Origin of the sequence: Pseudomonas sp. ML2-2023-6 (genome assembly GCF_037055265.1) — a bacterium.
GTDB lineage: Bacteria > Pseudomonadota > Gammaproteobacteria > Pseudomonadales > Pseudomonadaceae > Aquipseudomonas > Aquipseudomonas kulmbachensis.
In genome coordinates, this window is sequence record NZ_CP146347.1 from 3,871,266 (window position 1) to 3,892,015 (window position 20,750).

Consider the following 20,750-nt stretch of genomic DNA (forward strand, 5'->3'; position numbering starts at 1 on the left):
GTTCCATGCTCAAACCGCCAATACATAGCTGACTTCCTCGTCTAAATAGATGACAGAAAGTTTAATCAGCTCGCATTGCTATAAAAATTGATAAATAGCTAACCTTGGAGTGCGCCAGACGCAACAATCAACCTGGACTGTGGAAGTGAGCTTGCGCGCGATGCAGACGGCGCGGTCTGGCGGCTAAACCGCGTTATCACAGAAGGTTTTCAGGGTGCGACGCAGCCAGCGGTGGGCATGGTCGTTGTCCAGGCGCGGGTGCCAGGCCTGGACGATTTCTACCGGTTGCAAGGTGATCGGCAACTCGAACGCACGCAGTTTCAACCCCAAAGGCTCCAGGGTTTTGAGCAGCACTTGCGGCATCAGCGGCAAGATCAGATCGGCTCCGGCCAGGGCAAAGATCGCCGAGTAAAAAGTCGGCGTGGTAAACAATACTCGACGCTCCAGCCCCTGCTCGGCCAGCAGCGTATCAATCGGCCCACGGGCATGGCCCCGGCGCGAAACGCTGATGTGGTCAAAACCGGCAAATATCTGCGGCGTAATCGGCTGGTCGAAAATCGGGTGCCCCTCGCGGGCCAGCCCCACAAAGGGGCAGGTAAACAGCCGTTGTACCTTGATATCCGAACTGAAACGGTTGGTTGCGCAAATGGTCAGGTCAATGCGCCCTTCGTTCAGCGCTTGATCATCGGTAAAACCTTCAGGCACGACCCGCAAAGTAGCCTTGGGCATTTCCAGGGCCATTTGCTGGCGTAAAGCTGCGCCATAAACACCAAAGAACACGTCATTGGCACGAATGCTGAACGTGCGCTCAAGTTCACGCAAATCGGTGGCCTGGCTTTGGGTGAAGACCCCGTGCGCCAACTCCACCGCTCCGCGTACCTGCTCACGCAACTCCAGTGCTCTGGGTGTGGGAACCAGCCCGCGTCCGGACCGCACCAGAATAGGGTCATTCAAGGCTTCGCGGATCCGGGTCAGGGTACGGCTCATGGCCGGAGCGCTAAGGTTCATGCGCCGGGCAGCGCCTACCACCGAGCCTTCTTCAAGCAAGATGTTCAAGGCAACCAGCAGATTCAAGTCAGGTATTTGCATAGGCCAAAGGTTATCGCTAAGTAGAGAACTCGTCATGCACCATTGTTGCGCATGAGGTAAAACAGTTTCGCTCACACTTAGCTAGCTAACTAAGTGTGCCATTGATACATTGCCGCTCGTCAGGTTTGTGCCTGACGCTCTCTTTGGTTGAGATTTTTGGCCATTACCGGATCCCCATGATGGTAATGGCCTTTTTTACGCCCTCCATTGCTCCTCCCCCACCACCATAGAGCCATACCACGTGGTGGACCCGCTCAACCTGAACTACGCTGGCAGCCCAATCCATTACAGCGATTGGGGACTCTATGCAGCTAGGCAAAAAGATTTCGAATCTGGAACGACTGGCCTGCAAGTACTATCGCTGGATTCATGCAACTCGTATCAGCCTGGCGTTCCTGATTACCTTTATCGTCATTCGCTATTTCAAGCTTGACGGTGCCTCCTACGCCCTGATCACCATGTTGATCGTCATGGGCCCGCAACCATATTGGGGCAATGTATTTTCCCGGGCACTGCAACGAACCGGCGGCACAGTTCTGGGCGCGCTATCCGGCCTGGTGTCGTTGTACCTGGAAATGTATTCGTTTCCTTTGATGCTGTTGTGGTGCGCGGTCATGATGTTTGTCGCCGGTTACCTGACCTTGGGCAAACACCCCTATATGGCCCTGCTGATCGGGGCCACACTGGCGGTGGTCAGTTGCGCTCCGCCCAATGACATGGAGTCAGCCATAACGCGCAGCCTTTATGTATTGGCGGGTTCGTTACTGGCCATGCTCTATACCAGTATTTACCCGCAACGGGCCTATACCGACCTGCGGATCAAATTCAGCGAAAGCCTGGGCAAAATCAACAGCCTGTACTCGGCGTACTTCTCGCCCCGGGTCCCCGAGCGGCCGGACCTGGATGATCAACTGAAGGACGAACTGGACACAATTGTGAAGTTGCGCAACTACATGGTGCCTGCCAGCAACGAGAGCAACCTGAAGCCGCAAGTGTTCGGGTCATTGCAAACCCTGCACCGCAATCTACTGGCAACCATGAGCCTGATGATTGATGCGTACTGGTCTTCGCGTGAAAGTCATCTGCTGATTGAAAGCGAGCCATCCCTGAACGACCTTCATAACTTGATCCCGCAAGCACTGGAGTCCTTGCAGAACAAGCTGTGCATGGGAATTTCGAACAACCAGATCAGTGGCGAGCTACGCCAGAAAACCCAGGATCTGCAGGAGCTTGTACTCAAGAGTCTTGAAGGCAAAATTAACGAAACACCCTTTTATGCCTATGTCTGGCTGAGCCTGGAAATGCTCAGGCAACTGACCGAGCTCAACGATCAATTGCATGCTGCGCTCTACCACAATAACCACAGACACTTGTTCAAAAACGGCAAGCTTCCGGATGAGAAATAACCTTTAACCCTCAACTTTAGCGGTGTGCTTGCGGGGGCTCACGAGCCCCTTTCAAATCACAGGCTCTTGTATGAGTTGCGGCTATATACAGGTTATTTCCTAAGTATTTTGATGACTTATCGCACTATAGATGAAGATTTATCTATCAAAAACGACGTATCAACAAGTCATAAACGATGATAAAGCCGCCATAAAAAACAACATAACTTATTGTTTAATATAAATTTTTATAAAAAGTACCATCTTCTCATTTCTGTCAACAACCTCTTTACGCCCCTCCTGCCTCACCTGGCCTGCCGAGAATTATGGTCTAGGCTCTGCTCGCACCCGTATTAATGGATTTGAACGGATGAGCCAATGAAACGACAGCCTGCTTTAACAAGCACACCCAAATCTCACCGAGCCTTCGCACGTACTCAACGTGCGGGGTGGTTTGCATGCGCGAACGCCGGACCGGCACTCCAGAATTTTAATTTTATCGCACTGTAGATAGGAGGGCTTATGCAGCTCACCCCCAGAGAAGTCGAAAAGCTGATGATTTACACCTTGTCGGACGTGGCATTCCGGCGAAAGGCTCGCGGCTTGAAATTGAACTATCCAGAAGCCGTTTCAATTATCACCGTGACCGCGATGGAAGGCGCACGGGACGGCAAGTCGGTTGAGGACGTAATGACTGAGGCCAGCAAGGTGCTGACCAAAGATGACGTGATGGAAGGCGTCAGCGACTTGATTCCCAACGTACAGGTTGAAGCGATTTTCACCGACGGCAGCCGCTTGGTCACGGTTCACGACCCGATCAAATAACGGTCTGCCATACACCCGGTTAACGCAAAACAGACACGTTTTGAGGAGTCAGTCATGAGCACCAAAGAAACCAAAGAAGCAGCAGGCCCGCACCAGGATACTCACCCCAACCACAGCATCCCTCACGCCAAAAACCCCGGGGGCGTACACAAGGGCAATGAAGCCGATGTGCCCCTGGGCGGCACCATCTACGCCAGCACGCCGATCACGTTCAACGAAGACCGTCCTGTCACCAAAGTCAAAGTGCGCAACACCGGTGACCGCCCGATTCAGATCGGCTCTCATTTCCACTTTTTCGAAGTCAACCGTGCCCTGGAGTTCGACCGTGCTGCTGCCTTTGGCAAGCGTCTGAACATCTCGTCCACCACGGCTATCCGCTTCGAGCCGGGCGATGAAATTGAAGTGCCGCTGGTTCCCTTCGGTGGCAAGCAAACCCTTTACGGCTTCAACAACCTGGTCGATGGCTGGGCACCGGACAAGCTCACCAGCAACCATGAGCGCCCGGAAAAACTGCAAGCCATCCAGCGCGCGCGCGATCACGGCTTCAAGTTCTCCGCGCCGTCCAAGCCCGTCAACGACAAGTAACCGCCGCATTCTCATTTTTTGCATACGCGCCGTCGAGCCATTGACGCATGCGCGGCATTAGAAAGGAGCCACCGATGCCAACCATTTCACGCAAAGAATACGCAGGCCTGTTCGGCCCAACCACAGGCGATAAAATCCGCCTGGGTGACACCAACCTGTTTGTCGAGATTGAAAAAGACCTGCGCGGTTACGGCGACGAATCCGTATACGGCGGCGGCAAGTCACTGCGCGACGGTATGGGGGCCGACAACACACTGACCCGCGATAACGGCGTGCTGGACCTGGTGATCACCAACGTCACCATCATCGACGCGATCCAGGGCGTGATCAAAGCCGACGTCGGGATCCGTGACGGCAAAATTGTCGGGATCGGTAAAAGCGGCAACCCAGGCACCATGAATGGTGTGACCCCGGGCCTGGTGGTCGGTGTGAGCACCGACGCCATCTCCGGCGAGCACCTGATCCTGACCGCTGCGGGGATCGACACCCACGTTCACCTGATCTCTCCACAACAGGCCTATCACGCGCTGTCCAACGGCGTGACCACCTTCTTCGGCGGCGGCATTGGCCCAACCGACGGCACCAACGGCACCACCGTAACGCCAGGCCCGTGGAACATCCGCCAGATGCTGCGCTCTCTCGAAGGGCTGCCGATTAACGTCGGCATGCTCGGCAAGGGCAACTCCTTTGGCCGCGACCCGTTGGTCGAGCAGCTCATTGCCGGTGTGGCCGGCTTCAAGGTTCACGAGGACTGGGGCGCCACCTCCAACGCACTGCGTCATTCGCTGCGTACGGCAGATGAGTTCGACGTCCAGGTCTCGGTGCACACCGACAGCCTGAACGAATGCGGTTATGTCGAAGACACCATCGATGCCTTCGAGGGTCGCACTATTCATACCTTCCACACTGAAGGCGCCGGTGGCGGTCATGCCCCCGACATCATCAAGGTGGCCAGCCAGAACAACGTGCTGCCCAGTTCGACCAACCCGACCCTGCCCTACGGCATCAACAGCCAGGCCGAGTTGTTCGACATGATCATGGTCTGTCACAACCTCAACCCTAACGTGCCGGCCGACGTGTCGTTTGCCGAAAGCCGGGTACGCCCGGAAACCATCGCCGCCGAAAACGTGCTGCAGGACATGGGCGTGATTTCCATGTTCTCCAGTGACTCCCAGGCCATGGGCCGGGTCGGTGAAAACTGGCTGCGGGTGATGCAAACCGCCCACGCAATGAAAGCCTCGCGGGGCAAGTTGCCGGAAGACAGTGCCGACAACGATAACTTCCGAGTCCTGCGCTACGTGGCCAAGATCACCATCAACCCGGCTCTGGCCCAGGGTATCAGCCATGTACTGGGCTCGGTCGAAGTCGGCAAAATGGCCGACCTGGTGCTGTGGGATCCGCGCTTCTTCGGTGCCAAGCCGAAGATGGTGATCAAGGGCGGCATGATCAACTGGGCCGCCATGGGTGACCCCAACGCTTCCCTGCCTACCCCGCAGCCGGTGTTCTACCGCCCGATGTTTGGCGCCTTGGGCAAAACCCTGCAAGACACGTGCGTGACCTTCGTGTCCCAGGCGGCATTTGACGACGGCGTGAAAGAAAAGGCCGGACTGGAGCGTCAGGTGATAGCCGTTCGCGGCTGCCGTACCGTCTCTAAAAAGAACCTGGTGCGCAACGACCAGACTCCGCATATCGACGTCGACCCTGAAACCTTTGCCGTGAAAGTCGACGGTGTACATGCCACATGCAAGCCCATCGATGTGGCGACCATGAACCAGCGTTATTTCTTTGGCTAAGGCCTGAACGGGCAGCCACCGTGGAGGCATTGGTTCCCCGGTGGCAAACGCCCGGCAAATGATTCAGGGAAGGAGTTTGCGACGTGATTTTGATTGAACACATTCTGGGCAACGCCAAGAAAGACCCGCACTGGAAGCAAAAGCTGGAAGCCGCCAACGTCGACCTGCTGGTGCTGGACCAGCGTGAGGCGCAGAAAAGCCGCTGCCGACGCACCAGCCTCGGCGGGCTGGATCTGGGTATCTCGCTGGAGCGCAATGTCGTGCTGTCCGACGGCGATGTGCTGCTATGGGATGAAGCCACCAACACCGCGGTCGTGGTGCAACTGAACCTGAGAGACGTGATGGTGATCGATCTCAAGGAACTGAAACAACAGCCTCTGGACGTACTGATCAAAACCAGCTTTGAACTGGGCCATGCCCTGGGTAACCAGCACTGGAAAGCCGTTACCAAACACAATGAGGTCTACATCCCGCTTACCGTCGAAACCAAAATGATGGATTCGGTGATGCGCACTCACGGTTTTCAACACCTGCCGTACGCCTTTATAGGCGGCGCTGAGATTCTGCCCCTGCTCACCACTTCCGAAGCGCGCCTGCTGTTTGGCGGTGCCGAAGAAACCGACACCCACGTTCACGTGGCCAGCCCGCAAGACAAGCTGGAGGCCGCGGCCCTGAAAATTCAAGGCCTGCACAGCCACGACTCACACAGTCATAGCCACGATGACGGCCATACGTTTCACAGCCATAAGCACTGAACCCGGCAAGAAGGCGCATAGATGAACGCATCAGATCTAATTCGCATCATGCAGTTTGGCGATTCCGTATTGCCAGTGGGTGCCTTTTCGTTCTCGAACGGCGTGGAGTCCGCCATTCAGAAAGGCATCGTTCACGATGTCGCGACCCTCAAAGGCTTTGTTCTTACCGCGCTAAAACAAGCGGCCAGTTGTGACGGCATGGGCGTCGTCGCGGCGCACCGGGCCGCCGTTGCCGATGATCGCGACGGTATTTTGCGCGCCGACTGGGCGGTCAATAACCGCAAGCTCAACGAAGAAAGCCGCTTGATGGCCACGCGCATGGGCAAAAAACTGGCCGAAATGTCGATCCATGTCGTCGAAAAACCCTTGGTGCGCTGGTGGCTGGAGCAGATCAAGGCGGGTAACGCTGCGGGCACCTACCCCGTCACCCAGGCAGTAGTGATGTCGACCCAGGGCATTGGCGCCCGCGAAGTGGTGGTGATGCACCAGTACGGTGTCGCCATGACCATTCTTAGCGCTGCCATGCGCCTGATGCGGGTCACACACTTGGACACCCAGCACATCCTGTTCGAACTCAATCACGACATTGAAGCCTTCTGCGACATCGCCGAAATCGGCGATATCGAGCAGATGTCCTCCTATGTACCGATCGTCGATGTGCTCGCCGCCGTACACGTGAAAGCGCATGTGCGGCTCTTCATGAACTGACACCCGATGGCCTGCGTTGACCTGTGTCGACGCTCAATCAGCTCCCCTATTTGTTAAGGAATAAACCGTGAAAAAGATTACTCGTATTGGTATTGGCGGCCCGGTCGGTTCAGGTAAAACCGCGATCATCGAAGTGATCACCCCGATCCTTATCAACCGTGGCTACAAGCCGCTGATCATCACCAACGACATCGTCACCACCGAAGACGCCAAGCAAGTCAAACGCACCCTCAAGGGGATTCTCGACGAAGACAAGATTCTCGGCGTCGAGACCGGTGCTTGCCCGCACACTGCTGTGCGTGAAGACCCGAGCATGAATATTGCAGCCGTCGAGGAAATGGAAGAAAAGTTCCCCGACAGCGACCTGATCATGATTGAAAGTGGCGGCGACAACCTGACCCTGACCTTTAGCCCCGCCCTGGCTGACTTCTATATCTACGTGATCGACGTGGCAGAAGGCGAAAAAATCCCGCGCAAGAACGGCCCGGGTCTGGTGCAGGCAGATATTCTGATCATCAACAAAATTGACCTCGCACCTTATGTGGGCGCCAGCCTGGATGTAATGGAAAGCGACACCAAAGTGGTGCGCGGCAACCGTCCGTATATTCTCACCAACTGCAAGACCGGCCAGGGCATCGAGGAGCTGGTGGACATGATCGAGCACATGTTCCTGTTCGCCCAGAAACCGGCAGTCAAGAGCGAGGTCACTGCATGACAGCGCTGAGCCAAATCGTGAACAACCCGTCACGGCTTCGCGCTCACTCACTCGGTAATGCTGCGCCGGAGCTGGCGCAGTACCAGGACGAGCCGCCGCAAATGCACAGCGGTGCCGCGGGCAAAAGCGGCTACCTGCGACTGGGTTTTGAGAAACGCGGCAATCGCAGCATCCTGGCTGATATGGAGCGGCGTGTACCGTCGCTGGTGCAGCGGGCACTGTATTGGGATGAAGAAATGCCCGAGCTGCCTTGCGTCACCATGATTTCAACCTCGGGCTGCGTGTTGCAGGGCGACCGCTTGGCCACAGACGTGAATGTGGGGGTGGGTGCCTGCGGGCATGTCACCACCCAGTCTGCGACCAAAGTGCATTCGATGAATGCCAACTATGCCTCGCAAATCCAGCACTTTCGGGTCGAAGAAGACGGCTATCTGGAGTTTATGCCCGACCCGCTGATCCCCCATCGCAATGCGCGATTCATCACCGACACCCGGATAAAGATCCACCCCACGGCGACAGCGATCTACTGCGAAATTCTGATGTCGGGGCGCAAGTACCACCATGTGGATGAGCGCTTCGGGTTTGACGTGTACTCCTCACGAGTGAGCGCCGAGAACCTTGAAGGCCGCGAGCTGTTTGTCGAGAAGTACATTCTTGAGCCGAAGAAGGAGAGCCTGGACGCCGTCGGCGTGATGCAAACCTTCGACGTGTTTGGCAACGTGGTGTTGCTCACACCCAAGGAGCATCACGACAGGATTGTGGCGCGTATCCCGGCGCTCTTCGACATGACGGCAGGCTTGGCCAGCGGCGTCACTCGCCTGCCCAACGATTGCGGCCTGATCTTCAAGGTGCTGGGCAATGACAGTGGCGAGGTCAAGGCGCAAATCCGCGAGTTCTGGAAAGTCGCACGCGAAGAGATCCTGGGCATAACGCTGCAACCGCAGTTTCTTTGGCGATAGCAGAAAACCTGTAGCAGCTGTCGCAGGAACGAGGCTGCGTCCGAGGACAGAGTCCTCGTAAACCCGGTGGACGCGGTGTATCTGAAAGACCGGGCTGCATGACTTTACGACGGCTTCGCCGCCGAACGCAGCCTCGTTCCTTCGGCAGCTGCTACACAAGCGGTTCCGGCAAAGTACACAAAAGGGAGAGTCATCATGCAAGCGGCTTCCAAATGGTCAAAAATAGCGGATGGCAACGTCGTCCTTGAGTTTATCGACGTCACCCTGCGCGGCTGCGCTCAAGTCATGTTCCAGAACAACCCTCTGACCGGACTGCTGTTTTTTGCCGCGATCTTTGTTGGAGCCTTTGCCGAGGGGCTTCCTGCCGTAGCCTTCGGCAGTGTATTAGGCACCGCGGTGGCAACCTTTACCGGCATACACCTCAAGGACCGCAAATCCTGGAAGGCCGGTCTGTACGGCTATAACGGCTGCCTGGTCGGTGTCGCCTTGCCGACCTTTCTCGAGGCCACGCCAATTCTGTGGCTGTGCATCATTCTGGGCAGCGTGGTCTCGGTGATCGTCACCATTTGCATCGCCGACATTCTGAAAACCTGGAAAGTCGCCGCCCTGACCGCCCCCTTCGTACTGGTCACCTGGACCATGTTCCTGGCCAGCTACGCCTTCGGCGGCATGAACATCACCACCTTGCCGGTGCCCAACCTGCCCCATGACCTGATCGCGCATAACAGCAACCTGTTCGACGGCATTCATTGGCTCGATGGCACCTTCTATGGCATCTCCGAAGTGTTTCTGTTCAGCAGTGTGATCGGCAGCGTGTTGCTGCTGGCGGGACTGGCGGTGTCATCGTTGTGGGCGGCGGTTTTTGCCTTCTGCGGTTCGCTGTTGGCGATTCTTGTGGCCACAGTGTTGCAGGCAGAACACTCCAGTATCAACAATGGACTCTACGCATTCAGCGCCGTGCTGACCGCTATCGCCCTGGGTTCAACCTTCAACAAGCCCAGTTGGCGCGTACTGATCTACACCCTGATCGGGGTGATTTTCACTGTCTTTGTGCAGGGGGCCTTGAATACAGTACTGGCCCCGGTTGGAATCCCGACCCTGACCATGCCGTTTGTGCTGGCCTCCTGGCTGTTCCTGGTGCCCAACAAAGACGTGATGCCGGCCCACCGCCAATAACTTTCGATCCTTTTGCCGGAGTTCTTCCATGAGCGCGATTGCCCTCCCCCTGACGAATGCCGAACCGGTGAACACCACACGGCGTGCCATTTATCTATTGACCGGTTTGATCGTGGCCAACCTCCTCGCCTGGGCTTGGGCTTTTATCGAGTTCGGCAGTAATCCGGTGTTGATGGGCACAGCTTTGCTGGCGTACAGCTTCGGCTTGCGTCACGCCGTGGATGCGGACCATATTGCGGCCATCGACAACGTGACGCGCAAGTTGATGCAACAGGGCAAACGACCGATTGCCGTGGGCACCTGGTTCTCCTTGGGACACTCCACCATTGTGGTGCTGGCGTCTTTCGCAATTGCGGCCACCGCGATGGCCTTCAAAGACGATATGGAGTGGTTCCATGAAACCGGCGGCCTGATTGGTACGCTGGTGTCATCGGTGTTCTTGCTGCTGTTCGGCTTGCTCAACCTGGTAATCCTGATATCGGTGTACAAGAAGTTCAGACAGGTAAAGGCCGGACACACCCTGGCCCCCGAAGAGCTGGACCTGATCGTCACCAACAAGGGTGGCCTGATGGCACGGATCTTTGGCCGAGTGTTCAACCTGGTCAATAAAAGCTGGCATATGTACCCGGTGGGTTTTCTGTTCGGCCTGGGGTTCGACACCGCCACCGAAATCGGCCTGCTGGGCATCAGCGCCACCAGCGCCTCGCACGGCATCAGCCTGTGGTCGATCATGGTGTTCCCGGTGCTGTTCGCAGTGGGCATGGCCCTGATCGATTCACTGGACAACTTCGTGATGATTGGCGCCTACGGCTGGGCCTTCTCCAAGCCAGTGCGCAAGCTTTACTACAACATCACCATCACTGCCGCCTCGGTAGTGGTCGCGCTGTTTATCGGCGGCGTCGAAGCGCTGGGGTTGATTGCCGACAAACTTCAACTAACCGGCGGGATATGGACGCCAATCAACGCAATAAGTGAAAACTTCGGCGAAATTGGCTACTGGATCATCGGCATGTTTGTGCTGTGCTGGCTAATTTCTGCCGTTAACTACTACCTGCGCGGCTATGACCAATTGGCCGCCAATACCTGATGCAGGCTCAAGCACGCGGGATCGTATCTGGCAGTCGAAAAAACCTGACCTACACTCCCATCACCCCTTAACAGACGCGTCGTAGGTGCCATGACTTTATTACAGGACGTAAGAAATCGGATCTCCTTTGCCTATGGGGTCGCCTTGTTGGTGGCAATCAATGGCTTTTTATTATTTTTGCCGGTGTTGCAACGTGGCGTCGCCCACGCCAATTCTATCTCTGGCTCATTCGATACCTGGAAGGAGGCATTAAGCTTTTTAGCCCTGCTGGAAATCCCCGGGTTTGTGGTGGGGTTTGTCCTGCTGCTGATGTCACTGGGGCTATTGATCAGGTCGCGCATCAGCTGGTTCTTCGCCTTGCTGCTGTTGGTGGCCACCGTCTGTGTTGATTTTTTCATCCTTAAAAAACCCGACGGCGTTACCTTCTACTCACTGTTCACCATTGCCGTTCTGGCCTTTTATTGGCGCCGATTCGACCACTACAGCCTGGCCACGGGCAGCTTCTTCGCGGTGGTCAGCATCGCCTCACTAATTGTCTACAGCACCCTGGGCACGCTCTACATCGGTGACGGCTTTGCACCGCCAGTAACTGACCTCCCGTCAGCGTTCTACTTTGCCATAGTGGTGATGTCGACCGTGGGCTTTGGCGACATCGTCCCGCATAGCACCGATGCACGGTTTTTCACCCTGACGGTGATCATCCTGGGCATCACCATCTTCGCGATTTCGGTGGCGTCCATTGCCGGCCCGCTGATCAGCAACAACATCCAACGAATCGTTAAAGGCAGGATTACCCACATGGCCCGTAAAAATCACTACATCCTCGTTGGCGTCGGCTCCCTTGCCCAAAACGTCTACAAAGGCCTGACTGATCGTGGCGAGCACGTCACCGTGGTGTGTGCCACCGGTAGTCAGCACGATCTGCCGGAAAAGGCAGACATCATCGAAGGTGACCCCTCGGCAGCTTCGACCCTGACACTGGCAGGCGCAGCGCAGGCCAAGTACATCGTGACCCTGTGCGACAGCGACGCCGAAAACGTGTTCACCATTCTGGCAGCCAAGGAAGTGGCCGGGGACGATACCCAAATCATCGCCTTGGTCAACGAAACCCGAAACATGCCCAAGGTCAAACGCGTCAACCCGACCATGGTGCTGTCGTTGCCGTTGCTTGGCAGTGAGTTGCTGGTGCGTACCCTTCAGGGAGATGAAATCAACAACGACCTGATCACCGAAATGTTCTTCGGCAAGCGCACTTCGCTGGCGTAAACAGGAGCGGTGTTCTGTGGGAGCGAGCCTGCTCGCGAAGTTCATTCGCGAGCAGGCTCGCTCCCACAGTTGAGGGCTTTATCATGTTTTATTGCGAGGTATCGGGGGCAGGCGTGCCCCTGGCCCCGGCCAACAAACCCAGCTCAACCGCTGCAAAGCCAATCACCAGACTGATCACCAGATAGCAGATGGAGACAAATACACCGGCTGGGTCTTTCATCATTTCAACCGCGCCGAATACGAAGCTCGAAAACGTGGACAGCCCGCCCATGATCCCTGTGCCGACCATCACGTGTACGTACTGATTGATCCGGTTGCTTTTAAACAGTGACGTAGCCACCCCCAGAAGGAACGCCGCGACGATATTGGCAACAAAGATATCCATTGGAAAACCATCGGCCAGACGCGGCACCGACAGCATCACAAACTCGCGGCACATGGCGCCAAACGCGCCACCGACAAACACCAGAATGATCATATTCAGCATCTTGTGTACTCCTGTGTCAGCGCGCCAGCCAGGCGCCGAATGCGGCGGCGGCCAGGCCGAGCAGTACCGAGACGATCAAATAACCTGCCGCCCAGGCCCGATCCTTGGCCTTGGCCAGCTTGGAAGCGTCCAGCTGCATACTGCTGAACGTGGTGTAGCCACCCAGAATGCCGGTGAGCACCGCAGCGCTCAAAAAATCGCCATAGCGGTCGCGCCAGTCCACGGTAAACAGAATGCTCAAATAGCCGATCACAAAGGCACCGCTAACGTTGATCAAAAACGTGCCCAGCGGTAAGCCCCCCTTGTAAAACTGCCCGACACGCAACCCGACCCACCAGCGCAACAGCGAGCCCAAACCGCCTCCCAGCCCAACCCAAAACACATCCAGCGCAGTCATGAAAATCCCTCTCGTGCCTGTTGGTTAGTCGAGGGAACTCTAGTTGATAAAATCCGCGAGGGGCATCTTAGCCAATACGAAAGTGTTGGCCCCAGTCGCCTCGAATTGCGGTGCAACACAAAAATTGACTCTGGTCGCATACGGCTAAACACCTTCGCAAGCTCATATTTGCTTAAGCTTTCAAACCGGTGTTCTTGGGATTGGCGAGGTATTTGAGCAGCAGGGTCGTATTCAACATTTAAGGTAACGACTATCGGCTGGTTGTAGCTGTGGCCTATCGCTACAGCGCCATTTATATCAAGTTCGTCGGTACTCACAACCAGTACGACGTCATTGATGCCAACACCGTTGAACCATGAACATTCGTCCAATCCGCACCGAGCAGGACTACAAGGATGCACTGAAGTCCGTTTCACCATTTTTCGACAATGAGCCACAGCCAGATACTCCAGAAGGTGACTACCTTGAGGTAGTGATCACCCTGATCGAAGCCTATGAAGCAAGGCACTTCCCAATTGACCTTCCCAACCCGGTCGATGCCATACGCTTCAGGATGGAGCCATCCGGGCTATCACCTGCTGACCTTGTGCCTGCTATTGGTCGGCAGAATCGGGTATATGAAGTGCTAAATGGCAAGAGAGCCTTGACGCTCCCAATGATTTGGAAGCTGCATGAGATGTTTGGAATTCCCGCGGAGAGCCTGATCAGGCCCGTGAAATCATAGCTGTCTGATTTTTACGCAGCCTTCGCCAGTGGCTACCACTCATGTGGCGGTGACACACTCGACGGCAGGCAAAATCATGGCAGCGGCTGAAAAGGAGTACCATGCGCTCCGGTTTCGCCCTCCACCATGGACCCCCTATGTTTCCCAACGCTGAACGCTACAACCACTCCACCGAATACGCCAACAAACTGGTCGACCGTATCGGTCAGACCCCAGCCTGGATTGCCCTGCGCATCGGCGTGACCGAAAAACGCATGCGCTACATCCTCGCGGGTTCACGCACGATCAAGGGTGATACCACCGAGATCATCATGAGCTACGCCGAACAGTTCTGCCTGGAGTGCCTGGCCGCCGAAGCCAAGGCCGCCAAAGACCGCGCCAAATCCAAAGCAACAACCCCGGCCAGCGACGCTTAAAACAACCCCAGTTGCCCGCCCACCAGTGCGCTGAAGTCGTCGTCGACAAACACCAGAATCGCGTCCGCTACCGGTTGTAGCTGACGCGTCAGGTAGTGGTCGTAATCCACCTCTGCAGTGCGATTCTCAAGCGGCTGGGGGCCGGCCACGGTGATCACATAGCTGATGGTGCCGCCGTTCTGGTACTGCCGGGGACGACCTTGCAGGTCGTTGTACTCATCGGCCAGCCGCGCCGCTCGCACATGGGGCGGCACATTGCGTTCGTAATCACTGAGCTGACGACGCAGGCGCTTGCGGTAAATCAACAGTTCATCATGCTCACCCGCCAGGGTGCTGCGCACAAAATCCCGTACGTAGTCCTGATAGGGCTGGCGATTGAAGATGCGCAGGTACAACGCCTGCTGAAACTGCTGGGCCAGCGGCGACCAGTCGCTGCGCACGGTTTCAAGCCCCTTGTAGACCATCTCCCGACGCCCGTCCGCGTGCGCCACCAAACCCGCATAGCGCTTTTTGCTGCCCTCCTCGGCGCCGCGAATGGTTGGCATCAAAAACCGGCTGTAGTGGGTTTCGAACTGTAGTTCCAGCGCACTGGTCAGCCCGTATTCGTCGTGCACATGGGCCTGCCACCACTGGTTGACATGCTGCACCAGCTCGCGGCCGATACGCGCGGCGTCCTCTTCACTGTGCTCACTGCGCAGCCAGACGAAGGTAGAGTCGGTGTCACCATAGATCACGCTAAAGCCCTGGGCCTCGATCAGCGCGCGGGTCTTGAGCATGATTTCGTGCCCGCGCAGGGTGATCGACGACGCCAGTCGGGTGTCGAAAAAACGGCAGCCACTGGAGCCCAACACCCCATAAAACGCATTCATGATGATTTTCAGGGCTTGGGATAACGGAGCGTTTTTCTCCCGCTTGGCGACTTCGCGCCCATTGGCCACCCGCTCGATAATGGCGGGCAAACAATGCCGGGTGCGCGAAAAGCGCGCACCGCGAAAGCCCGGTACCGAAGTGTCGTCTCCGGGCTCGCGCAATCCTTCCACCAACCCCAGCGGATCAATCAAAAAGGTGCGGATAATCGACGGATAAAGGCTTTTGTAATCGAGCACCAGCACCGATTCGTACAACCCCGGCTGGGACTCCATCACAAAGCCGCCGGGGCTGGCCTGGGGTGGTTTGTCACCGAGATTGGGGGCGACAAAGCCCTGGCGGTGCATCAACGGCATGTACAAATGGTAAAACGCCGCCACCGAACCACCACTGCGGTCCGCCTCCAGGCCCGTGACCGATGCGCGTTCAAGCAGAAAGGTCAGCAACTCGGTTTTCGCGAAGATCCGCGTCACCAGTTCGCAATCCTTGAGGTTGTAACGCGCCAACGCCGGTTTGTCCTCGGCAAACATGCGGTTGATTTCGTCCATGCGCTGGTACGGGGTGCTGATGTCCTTGCCTTCGCCAAGCAGGGTCTGGGCGACATTTTCCAGGCTAAAGGACGGGAACGACCAGGTCGCCGAGCGCAACGACTCAATACCGTCGATGATCAAACGCCCCGCCGCACTGGCGAAAAAATGGTTTTTGCGGCTGCCGTGTTCGCGCCACTGCATTTCGCTGCCCGCACGTCCCAGCAACAGCGGGATGCCCAGGCGCCGGGCATGCTCGTGCAGCACCCGCAGATCGAATTGCACGACGTTCCAGCCAATGATCGCGTCGGGATCATGCAGCGCCAGCCACTGGTTCAAACGCAGCAGCAGATCGCCCCGGGTGGCGCAGAATTCCAGGTCGAAATTCACTGGGGTATCGGCCTCGGTGGCCTTGCCCAGCATATACACCTGACGCTGGCCGCAGCCCTCAAGGGCAATCGAATACAGATCGCCCTGGGGGCTGGTTTCGATATCCAGCGACACCAGCTTCAAGCGCGGCCGATAGTCTGGATGGGGTTTCATCTGGGTGTTCAACAACGGGCCGTTGGCCTGAGCGCTGCCGCCGAAACTGACTGGCGCAGTGATAAAGCGCTCCATCAGGAAGCGCTCCGGCGGACGTACATCGGCCTCATACACATCCACCCCGGCGCGACGCAGCCGCTGGGCAATGTCCATCAATTGACCGTGCTGTTGGCAGTAAAGCCCAATGACCGGGCGCGACTGAAAATCACACAGCGCCAACTCACGAAACTCGACCCCACGCTCATCCCCCAACAGTGCCTGTGCCTGTGCACACTGCACCGTAGGGATAAACGCAGTAGACGTCTGGTAAGGCAAGCGCACGTGCTGCGGCCCGTCATCAGTCGCCAGCCACAACTCGACCTCGATCCCCGACGGTGTATCGCGCCAGTGCCGGGTCAGGACGAAGCCCTGTCTCAACTCCACCGTGGCAGCCTCAAAGGCCGATCGAGCGAGTTACAGACACGTCGCCAACATCGCCAGGCGGCGCATGGCCGCAGCATCATCAGGCTGCTTGGCGTAATAGCTCACCGCAGTGCCCGTGCCTTGTGGCAGCAAATCGGCAAAAGACTCGGCACCACGGGTATAAACCGTCTGCTGGCCGGACTTGTCGGTGTTGACATAAGCGCTGGCATCTACCCCGAAGACACTTTCGTCCTGCCACGAAAATTTGATGCACTCCGCCACCAGCGGCGTCGGCTTGGCCGAAGCCAGCACCCGCGTCGGGCTTTTACTGCGGGCAGTGTCCATCGCAGGAGAAACACAGCCGGCCAGCAAGGCCAGGCTCAAAACACTGATCAGCATTCGCATTGGATTCCCCCTCAAATAAGGCGAACACGATAGCACGCAGCCAGTGCAAAGAGGTGGCTAAATAACCAGTGGTCGTTGTCACGGCACGAGGCTGTGCAGCTTCGCAGAAAAACCGCACATTCAGGATTTGCGATCGCTTCGCAATCGATCGCAGCCTCGTACCTCGGCAGCGGCTACAGAAGCCACGGGCGCATCGGCGCAGCTAACAGGTACGATGACCAACAGAAAAATCGGCTATGGGAAAACCACAAAACTGCTATAAACCCAATAAAACCTATAAAAATACGTATAAAAACCGACTTGTGACTAATCGACTGGCTTTAAAGCATTGCGGGACCAAAACCCAACTCGTATGATGTCTGTTAACCAAGGGCAAACCCTTCGGCGCAAATCACCCGCATAACAATAATCAGTGGGGCTTCGAATTGTGAATAACGCCAGCAATCTGTCTGCTGCACGCGCTAACGCTTTGCCAGGACCCACCCACCGGTCACGGCTGCCATAGCCCTGCAAACCGCCTCGTTAATCGATCAGCCAACCCCTGACTCTTTTCAAGGAACAGACCATGAACGCCGAACATCAGCACAACGCCAGCAAAGCGCCGGTCGTCACCAGCCTGCAGGTTATCCCCGTGGCGGGCCATGACAGCATGTTGCTCAACCTCAGCGGCGCTCATGGCCCTTTCTTTACCCGCAATATCGTTATCCTCAAGGACAGCAGCGGCAATATCGGCGTAGGTGAAGTGCCGGGCGGCGAACGCATCCGCGAAACCCTCGAAGACGCACGCAACCTGGTGGTGGGCCAACCCATCGGCAACTACCAGAGCATCCTCAATGCCATGCGTAGCACATTCGCCGCCCGCGACTCGGCGGGGCGCGGCCTGCAAACCTTTGACCTGCGCATCACCATCCACGCGGTCACGGCGATGGAAGCGGCCCTTCTCGACTTGCTCGGTCAGTTCCTCGAGGTTCCGGTAGCGGCTTTGCTCGGTGAAGGCCAGCAACGCGATGCGGTGAAGATGCTCGGCTACCTGTTTTACATCGGCGACCGCCAGCAGACCGACCTGGCCTACCGCAGTGAAGCCGATGGCGATGACTGGTTGCGCCTGCGCCACGAAAAAGCACTGACCCCGCAAGCCATCGTCCGCCTTGCAGAAGCCGCCCAAGCCAGATACGGCTTTAACGACTTCAAGCTTAAGGGCGGTGTATTGCGCGGTGCCGAAGAGATCGAAGCGGTGACGGCGCTAGCCGAACGCTTCCCGAATGCACGCATCACCCTTGACCCCAATGGCGCCTGGTCACTCAAGGAAGCCATTACCCTGTGCCGTGATCAGCATCACGTGCTGGCGTATGCCGAAGACCCATGCGGCGCGGAAAACGGCTATTCAGGGCGTGAAGTGATGGCTGAGTTCCGTCGCGCCACCGGACTGCCCACCGCCACCAACATGATCGCCACCGACTGGCGCGAAATGGGGCACGCGATTCAATCGCAAGCAGTGGACATTCCATTGGCCGACCCGCATTTCTGGACAATGCAGGGCTCGGTACGGGTCGCGCAGATGTGTCACGAGTGGGGCCTGACCTGGGGTTCGCACTCCAATAACCATTTTGATATTTCCCTTGCCATGTTCACTCAGGTCGCAGCGGCGGCACCGGGCGAAATTACCGCCATCGATACCCACTGGATCTGGCAGGACGGCCAGCGCCTGACCCGCGAGCCGCTGAAAATCGTCGACGGTCATATCAAGGTTCCGGCCAGATCCGGCCTGGGCGTGGATATCGACATGGACGCCGCGACCAAGGCTCACGAACTGTACAAAGGCATGGGCCTGGGTGCTCGCGACGACAGCGTCGCCATGCAGTTCCTTGTTCCCGGCTGGAAATACGACAACAAAAAACCATGCCTTGTGCGCTGAACACTCCAGTGCGCGCTTAAAGCCTATCTAGCGAGGATTGAAACGATGTCGAACGAAACAGGCCACAATTTTATCGGCGGCAGCCGCAGCGCAGAAGGCACCGTCACGCTTGAAAGCCTGGATGCCAGCACCGGCGAGGCCTTGCCTCTGCGCTTTTATCAGGCGACCCCTGAAGAAGTGGACCGCGCCGCCAACGCCGCCGCCGAAGCCTTTTTGGCGTTTCGCCAACTTTCGCCTGAGCGCCGCGCCGAATTTCTCGACGCCATTGGTGACGAAATTGATCAACTGGGCGACGACTTTGTCGCCCTGGTGTGCAGAGAGACCGCCCTGCCTGCAGCGCGCATTCAAGGCGAACGCGGCCGTACCAGCGGGCAAATGCGCCTGTTCGCCAAGGTACTGCGTCGCGGTGATTATTTAGGGGCTCGGATCGATCTGGCCCTGCCGGATCGCAAGCCTCTGCCACGGGCGGATTTACGCCAGTACCGGATCGGCGTCGGGCCGGTCGCCGTGTTCGGTGCCAGCAACTTCCCGCTGGCCTTCTCCACTGCCGGTGGCGATACCGCAGCCGCCTTTGCTGCGGGCTGCCCGGTGGTATTCAAGGCGCACAGCGGGCACATGGCAACCGCCGACCAGGTCGGTAGCGCAATTATTCGCGCCGCACAAAAGACCGGCATGCCCAATGGCGTGTTCAACATGATCTTCGGCGCGGGCGTCGGTGAACAGTTGGTCAAGCACCCAGCGATTCAGGCAGTGGGCTTTACCGGCTCGCTGCATGGTGGCAACGCCCTGAGCAAAATGGCCGCCGAGCGCGAACAACCGATTCCGGTGTTCGCCGAAATGTCGAGCATCAACCCGGTCATCCTGCTGCCTCAAGCCCTGGCTTCGCGCAGCGCGGCTGTGGCCAAGGAACTCGCGGCTTCAGTCACCCAAGGCGGCGGGCAGTTCTGCACCAACCCAGGCCTGGTGATCGGCCTGCGCTCCCCCGAGTTCGCAGCCTTTGTCGAGCAACTGACTGTGCAAATGGCCGAACAGGGGCCACACACCCTGCTCAATGCAGGCGGCCTGCGCAACTATGCCAAAGGCGTGGAGCACCTGCTCAGCCATGCTGGCATCACCCACCTGGCCGGCCACACTCAATCAGGATCGCAAGCGCAACCTCAGCTGTTCAAGGCTGATGTAAGCCTGTTGCTGGAAAAAGACCCGCTACTACAGGAAGAAGTGTTCGGTCCGACCACAATCATCATCGAAGTCGACAGTGACGCGCAGTTAAAAGCCGCCTTGCTGGCCTTGCGTGGCCAATTGACCGCCACCCTGATCGGCGAACCGGCGGACCTTGCGCACTATCAATGGCTGGTGCCGATCCTTGAGCAAAAGGTCGGGCGGATTCTGGTCAACGGCTACCCGACTGGCGTTGAGGTATGTGACGCCATGGTTCACGGCGGCCCGTACCCGGCCACTTCGGATTCACGCGGCACATCGGTGGGCTCGCTGGCCATTGACCGTTTCCTGCGTCCGGTCTGCTACCAGAACTATCCCGATGCACAGCTCCCGGAAGCGTTGCAAAACAGCAATCCGCAGGGCTTGCAGCGTCTGGTTAATGGCGAGTGGAGTTCCCAGGCGATTGATTAAGGCCTGACCACCGCCTGAAGGCGCCGCGTTTGGCGCCTTTTTATTGCCGAAAAATTGGATCCGATACCAAATTTCAGGCAAAAAAAAGCCCAAGT

Annotated in this window: 20 protein-coding genes and 1 pseudogene; 16 read left to right on the plus strand and 5 right to left on the minus strand. The window is 57.3% G+C overall.

Annotated elements, in window-relative coordinates; all coding sequences use genetic code 11:
• Positions 1-183: 183 nt before the first annotated feature.
• Positions 184-1,089: a LysR family transcriptional regulator gene (locus V6L79_RS17800; RefSeq protein ID WP_261742450.1), complete on the minus strand. Its 906-nt coding sequence runs from the start codon at positions 1,087-1,089 to the stop codon at positions 184-186.
• A 305-nt stretch (positions 1,090-1,394) separates the two neighbouring features.
• Here V6L79_RS17800 and V6L79_RS17805 point away from each other — a divergent pair, with 305 nt between their 5' ends.
• The 11 genes from V6L79_RS17805 to kch all read left to right on the plus strand — a co-directional run bounded on the left by V6L79_RS17805 (position 1,395) and on the right by kch (position 12,343).
• Entirely contained in the window at positions 1,395-2,495 is a 1,101-nt protein-coding gene (locus V6L79_RS17805; RefSeq protein ID WP_261738654.1) for an FUSC family protein, read from the plus strand.
• Between the two features lie 501 nt (positions 2,496-2,996).
• A complete protein-coding gene (locus tag V6L79_RS17810; RefSeq protein ID WP_261738655.1) occupies positions 2,997-3,299 on the plus strand; it encodes an urease subunit gamma in 303 nt (100 codons plus the stop codon).
• Between the two features lie 54 nt (positions 3,300-3,353).
• A complete protein-coding gene (ureB, locus tag V6L79_RS17815) occupies positions 3,354-3,884 on the plus strand; it encodes an urease subunit beta (protein ID WP_315968114.1) in 531 nt (176 codons plus the stop codon).
• A 74-nt stretch (positions 3,885-3,958) separates the two neighbouring features.
• Positions 3,959-5,677 (plus strand): urease subunit alpha, encoded by a 1,719-nt coding sequence (locus tag V6L79_RS17820; RefSeq protein WP_261738656.1) that lies wholly within the window; start codon positions 3,959-3,961, stop codon positions 5,675-5,677.
• A gap of 83 nt (positions 5,678-5,760) precedes the next feature.
• The gene (ureE, locus tag V6L79_RS17825; protein ID WP_261738657.1) at positions 5,761-6,432 is read left to right on the plus strand and encodes an urease accessory protein UreE; all 672 of its coding nucleotides are present in this window, start codon (positions 5,761-5,763) and stop codon (positions 6,430-6,432) included.
• Positions 6,433-6,453: 21 nt separating this feature from the next.
• On the plus strand, positions 6,454-7,140 hold the full coding sequence (locus tag V6L79_RS17830; protein WP_261738658.1) for an urease accessory protein UreF: 687 nt from the start codon (positions 6,454-6,456) through the stop codon (positions 7,138-7,140).
• 67 nt (positions 7,141-7,207) lie between these two features.
• Entirely contained in the window at positions 7,208-7,855 is a 648-nt protein-coding gene (ureG, locus tag V6L79_RS17835) for an urease accessory protein UreG (protein ID WP_048360971.1), read from the plus strand.
• Positions 7,852-8,814, plus strand: a complete 963-nt coding sequence (locus V6L79_RS17840) for an urease accessory protein UreD (protein WP_321836873.1) — start codon at positions 7,852-7,854, stop codon at positions 8,812-8,814. Before ureG ends, V6L79_RS17840 begins: the two co-directional genes overlap by 4 nt.
• A gap of 195 nt (positions 8,815-9,009) precedes the next feature.
• Entirely contained in the window at positions 9,010-9,990 is a 981-nt protein-coding gene (gene yut / locus V6L79_RS17845; RefSeq protein ID WP_261738660.1) for an urea transporter, read from the plus strand.
• A 28-nt stretch (positions 9,991-10,018) separates the two neighbouring features.
• The gene (locus tag V6L79_RS17850) at positions 10,019-11,077 is read left to right on the plus strand and encodes a HoxN/HupN/NixA family nickel/cobalt transporter (RefSeq protein WP_321833656.1); all 1,059 of its coding nucleotides are present in this window, start codon (positions 10,019-10,021) and stop codon (positions 11,075-11,077) included.
• A gap of 90 nt (positions 11,078-11,167) precedes the next feature.
• The gene (gene kch, locus V6L79_RS17855) at positions 11,168-12,343 is read left to right on the plus strand and encodes a voltage-gated potassium channel protein (protein WP_261738662.1); all 1,176 of its coding nucleotides are present in this window, start codon (positions 11,168-11,170) and stop codon (positions 12,341-12,343) included.
• An 88-nt stretch (positions 12,344-12,431) separates the two neighbouring features.
• Here the strand turns inward: kch and crcB (V6L79_RS17860) are convergent, their stop codons facing one another.
• Positions 12,432-12,830, minus strand: a complete 399-nt coding sequence (gene crcB / locus V6L79_RS17860; RefSeq protein ID WP_261738663.1) for a fluoride efflux transporter CrcB — start codon at positions 12,828-12,830, stop codon at positions 12,432-12,434.
• 16 nt (positions 12,831-12,846) lie between these two features.
• Complete coding sequence (crcB, locus tag V6L79_RS17865) at positions 12,847-13,227, minus strand: fluoride efflux transporter CrcB (RefSeq protein ID WP_261738664.1); 381 nt, start codon at positions 13,225-13,227, stop codon at positions 12,847-12,849.
• Between the two features lie 215 nt (positions 13,228-13,442).
• Here crcB (V6L79_RS17865) and V6L79_RS17870 point away from each other — a divergent pair.
• The 3 genes and pseudogenes from V6L79_RS17870 to V6L79_RS17880 all read left to right on the plus strand — a co-directional run.
• Positions 13,443-13,586, plus strand: a pseudogene (locus tag V6L79_RS17870) (type II toxin-antitoxin system HigB family toxin); the annotation flags it as partial.
• On the plus strand, positions 13,583-13,951 hold the full coding sequence (locus V6L79_RS17875; RefSeq protein ID WP_338579276.1) for a transcriptional regulator: 369 nt from the start codon (positions 13,583-13,585) through the stop codon (positions 13,949-13,951). The pseudogene V6L79_RS17870 and the gene V6L79_RS17875, both read left to right, overlap by 4 nt.
• A 137-nt stretch (positions 13,952-14,088) precedes the next feature.
• Complete coding sequence (locus tag V6L79_RS17880; protein WP_261738666.1) at positions 14,089-14,367, plus strand: hypothetical protein; 279 nt, start codon at positions 14,089-14,091, stop codon at positions 14,365-14,367.
• On the opposite strand, the gene V6L79_RS17885 is transcribed toward V6L79_RS17880, so the two are convergent.
• Together V6L79_RS17885 and V6L79_RS17890 are read right to left on the minus strand one after the other, a co-directional pair.
• A complete protein-coding gene (locus V6L79_RS17885) occupies positions 14,364-16,727 on the minus strand; it encodes a DNA polymerase II (RefSeq protein WP_338579277.1) in 2,364 nt (787 codons plus the stop codon). The two genes, V6L79_RS17880 and V6L79_RS17885, sit on opposite strands and share 4 nt — an antisense overlap.
• A gap of 30 nt (positions 16,728-16,757) precedes the next feature.
• Complete coding sequence (locus tag V6L79_RS17890) at positions 16,758-17,111, minus strand: hypothetical protein (RefSeq protein WP_261738668.1); 354 nt, start codon at positions 17,109-17,111, stop codon at positions 16,758-16,760.
• A gap of 565 nt (positions 17,112-17,676) precedes the next feature.
• Between V6L79_RS17890 and gudD the strand changes: the two genes are divergently transcribed.
• The gene (gene gudD / locus V6L79_RS17895) at positions 17,677-19,026 is read left to right on the plus strand and encodes a glucarate dehydratase (protein ID WP_338579278.1); all 1,350 of its coding nucleotides are present in this window, start codon (positions 17,677-17,679) and stop codon (positions 19,024-19,026) included.
• A 45-nt stretch (positions 19,027-19,071) separates the two neighbouring features.
• Positions 19,072-20,655 (plus strand): aldehyde dehydrogenase (NADP(+)), encoded by a 1,584-nt coding sequence (locus V6L79_RS17900; RefSeq protein ID WP_338579279.1) that lies wholly within the window; start codon positions 19,072-19,074, stop codon positions 20,653-20,655.
• The last annotated feature ends 95 nt before the right edge of the window (positions 20,656-20,750 follow it).

Coding starts and splice junctions, on each gene's coding strand:
- V6L79_RS17800 (WP_261742450.1), bottom strand. CDS start 1,089: ATGCAAATACCTGACTTGAATCTGCTGGTTGCCTTGAACATCTTGCTT.
- V6L79_RS17805 (WP_261738654.1), top strand. CDS start 1,395: ATGCAGCTAGGCAAAAAGATTTCGAATCTGGAACGACTGGCCTGCAAG.
- V6L79_RS17810 (WP_261738655.1), top strand. CDS start 2,997: ATGCAGCTCACCCCCAGAGAAGTCGAAAAGCTGATGATTTACACCTTG.
- ureB (WP_315968114.1), top strand. CDS start 3,354: ATGAGCACCAAAGAAACCAAAGAAGCAGCAGGCCCGCACCAGGATACT.
- V6L79_RS17820 (WP_261738656.1), top strand. CDS start 3,959: ATGCCAACCATTTCACGCAAAGAATACGCAGGCCTGTTCGGCCCAACC.
- V6L79_RS17830 (WP_261738658.1), top strand. CDS start 6,454: ATGAACGCATCAGATCTAATTCGCATCATGCAGTTTGGCGATTCCGTA.
- V6L79_RS17840 (WP_321836873.1), top strand. CDS start 7,852: ATGACAGCGCTGAGCCAAATCGTGAACAACCCGTCACGGCTTCGCGCT.
- yut (WP_261738660.1), top strand. CDS start 9,010: ATGCAAGCGGCTTCCAAATGGTCAAAAATAGCGGATGGCAACGTCGTC.
- V6L79_RS17850 (WP_321833656.1), top strand. CDS start 10,019: ATGAGCGCGATTGCCCTCCCCCTGACGAATGCCGAACCGGTGAACACC.
- kch (WP_261738662.1), top strand. CDS start 11,168: ATGACTTTATTACAGGACGTAAGAAATCGGATCTCCTTTGCCTATGGG.
- crcB (WP_261738663.1), bottom strand. CDS start 12,830: ATGCTGAATATGATCATTCTGGTGTTTGTCGGTGGCGCGTTTGGCGCC.
- crcB (WP_261738664.1), bottom strand. CDS start 13,227: ATGACTGCGCTGGATGTGTTTTGGGTTGGGCTGGGAGGCGGTTTGGGC.
- V6L79_RS17875 (WP_338579276.1), top strand. CDS start 13,583: ATGAACATTCGTCCAATCCGCACCGAGCAGGACTACAAGGATGCACTG.
- V6L79_RS17880 (WP_261738666.1), top strand. CDS start 14,089: ATGTTTCCCAACGCTGAACGCTACAACCACTCCACCGAATACGCCAAC.
- V6L79_RS17890 (WP_261738668.1), bottom strand. CDS start 17,111: ATGCGAATGCTGATCAGTGTTTTGAGCCTGGCCTTGCTGGCCGGCTGT.
- gudD (WP_338579278.1), top strand. CDS start 17,677: ATGAACGCCGAACATCAGCACAACGCCAGCAAAGCGCCGGTCGTCACC.
- V6L79_RS17900 (WP_338579279.1), top strand. CDS start 19,072: ATGTCGAACGAAACAGGCCACAATTTTATCGGCGGCAGCCGCAGCGCA.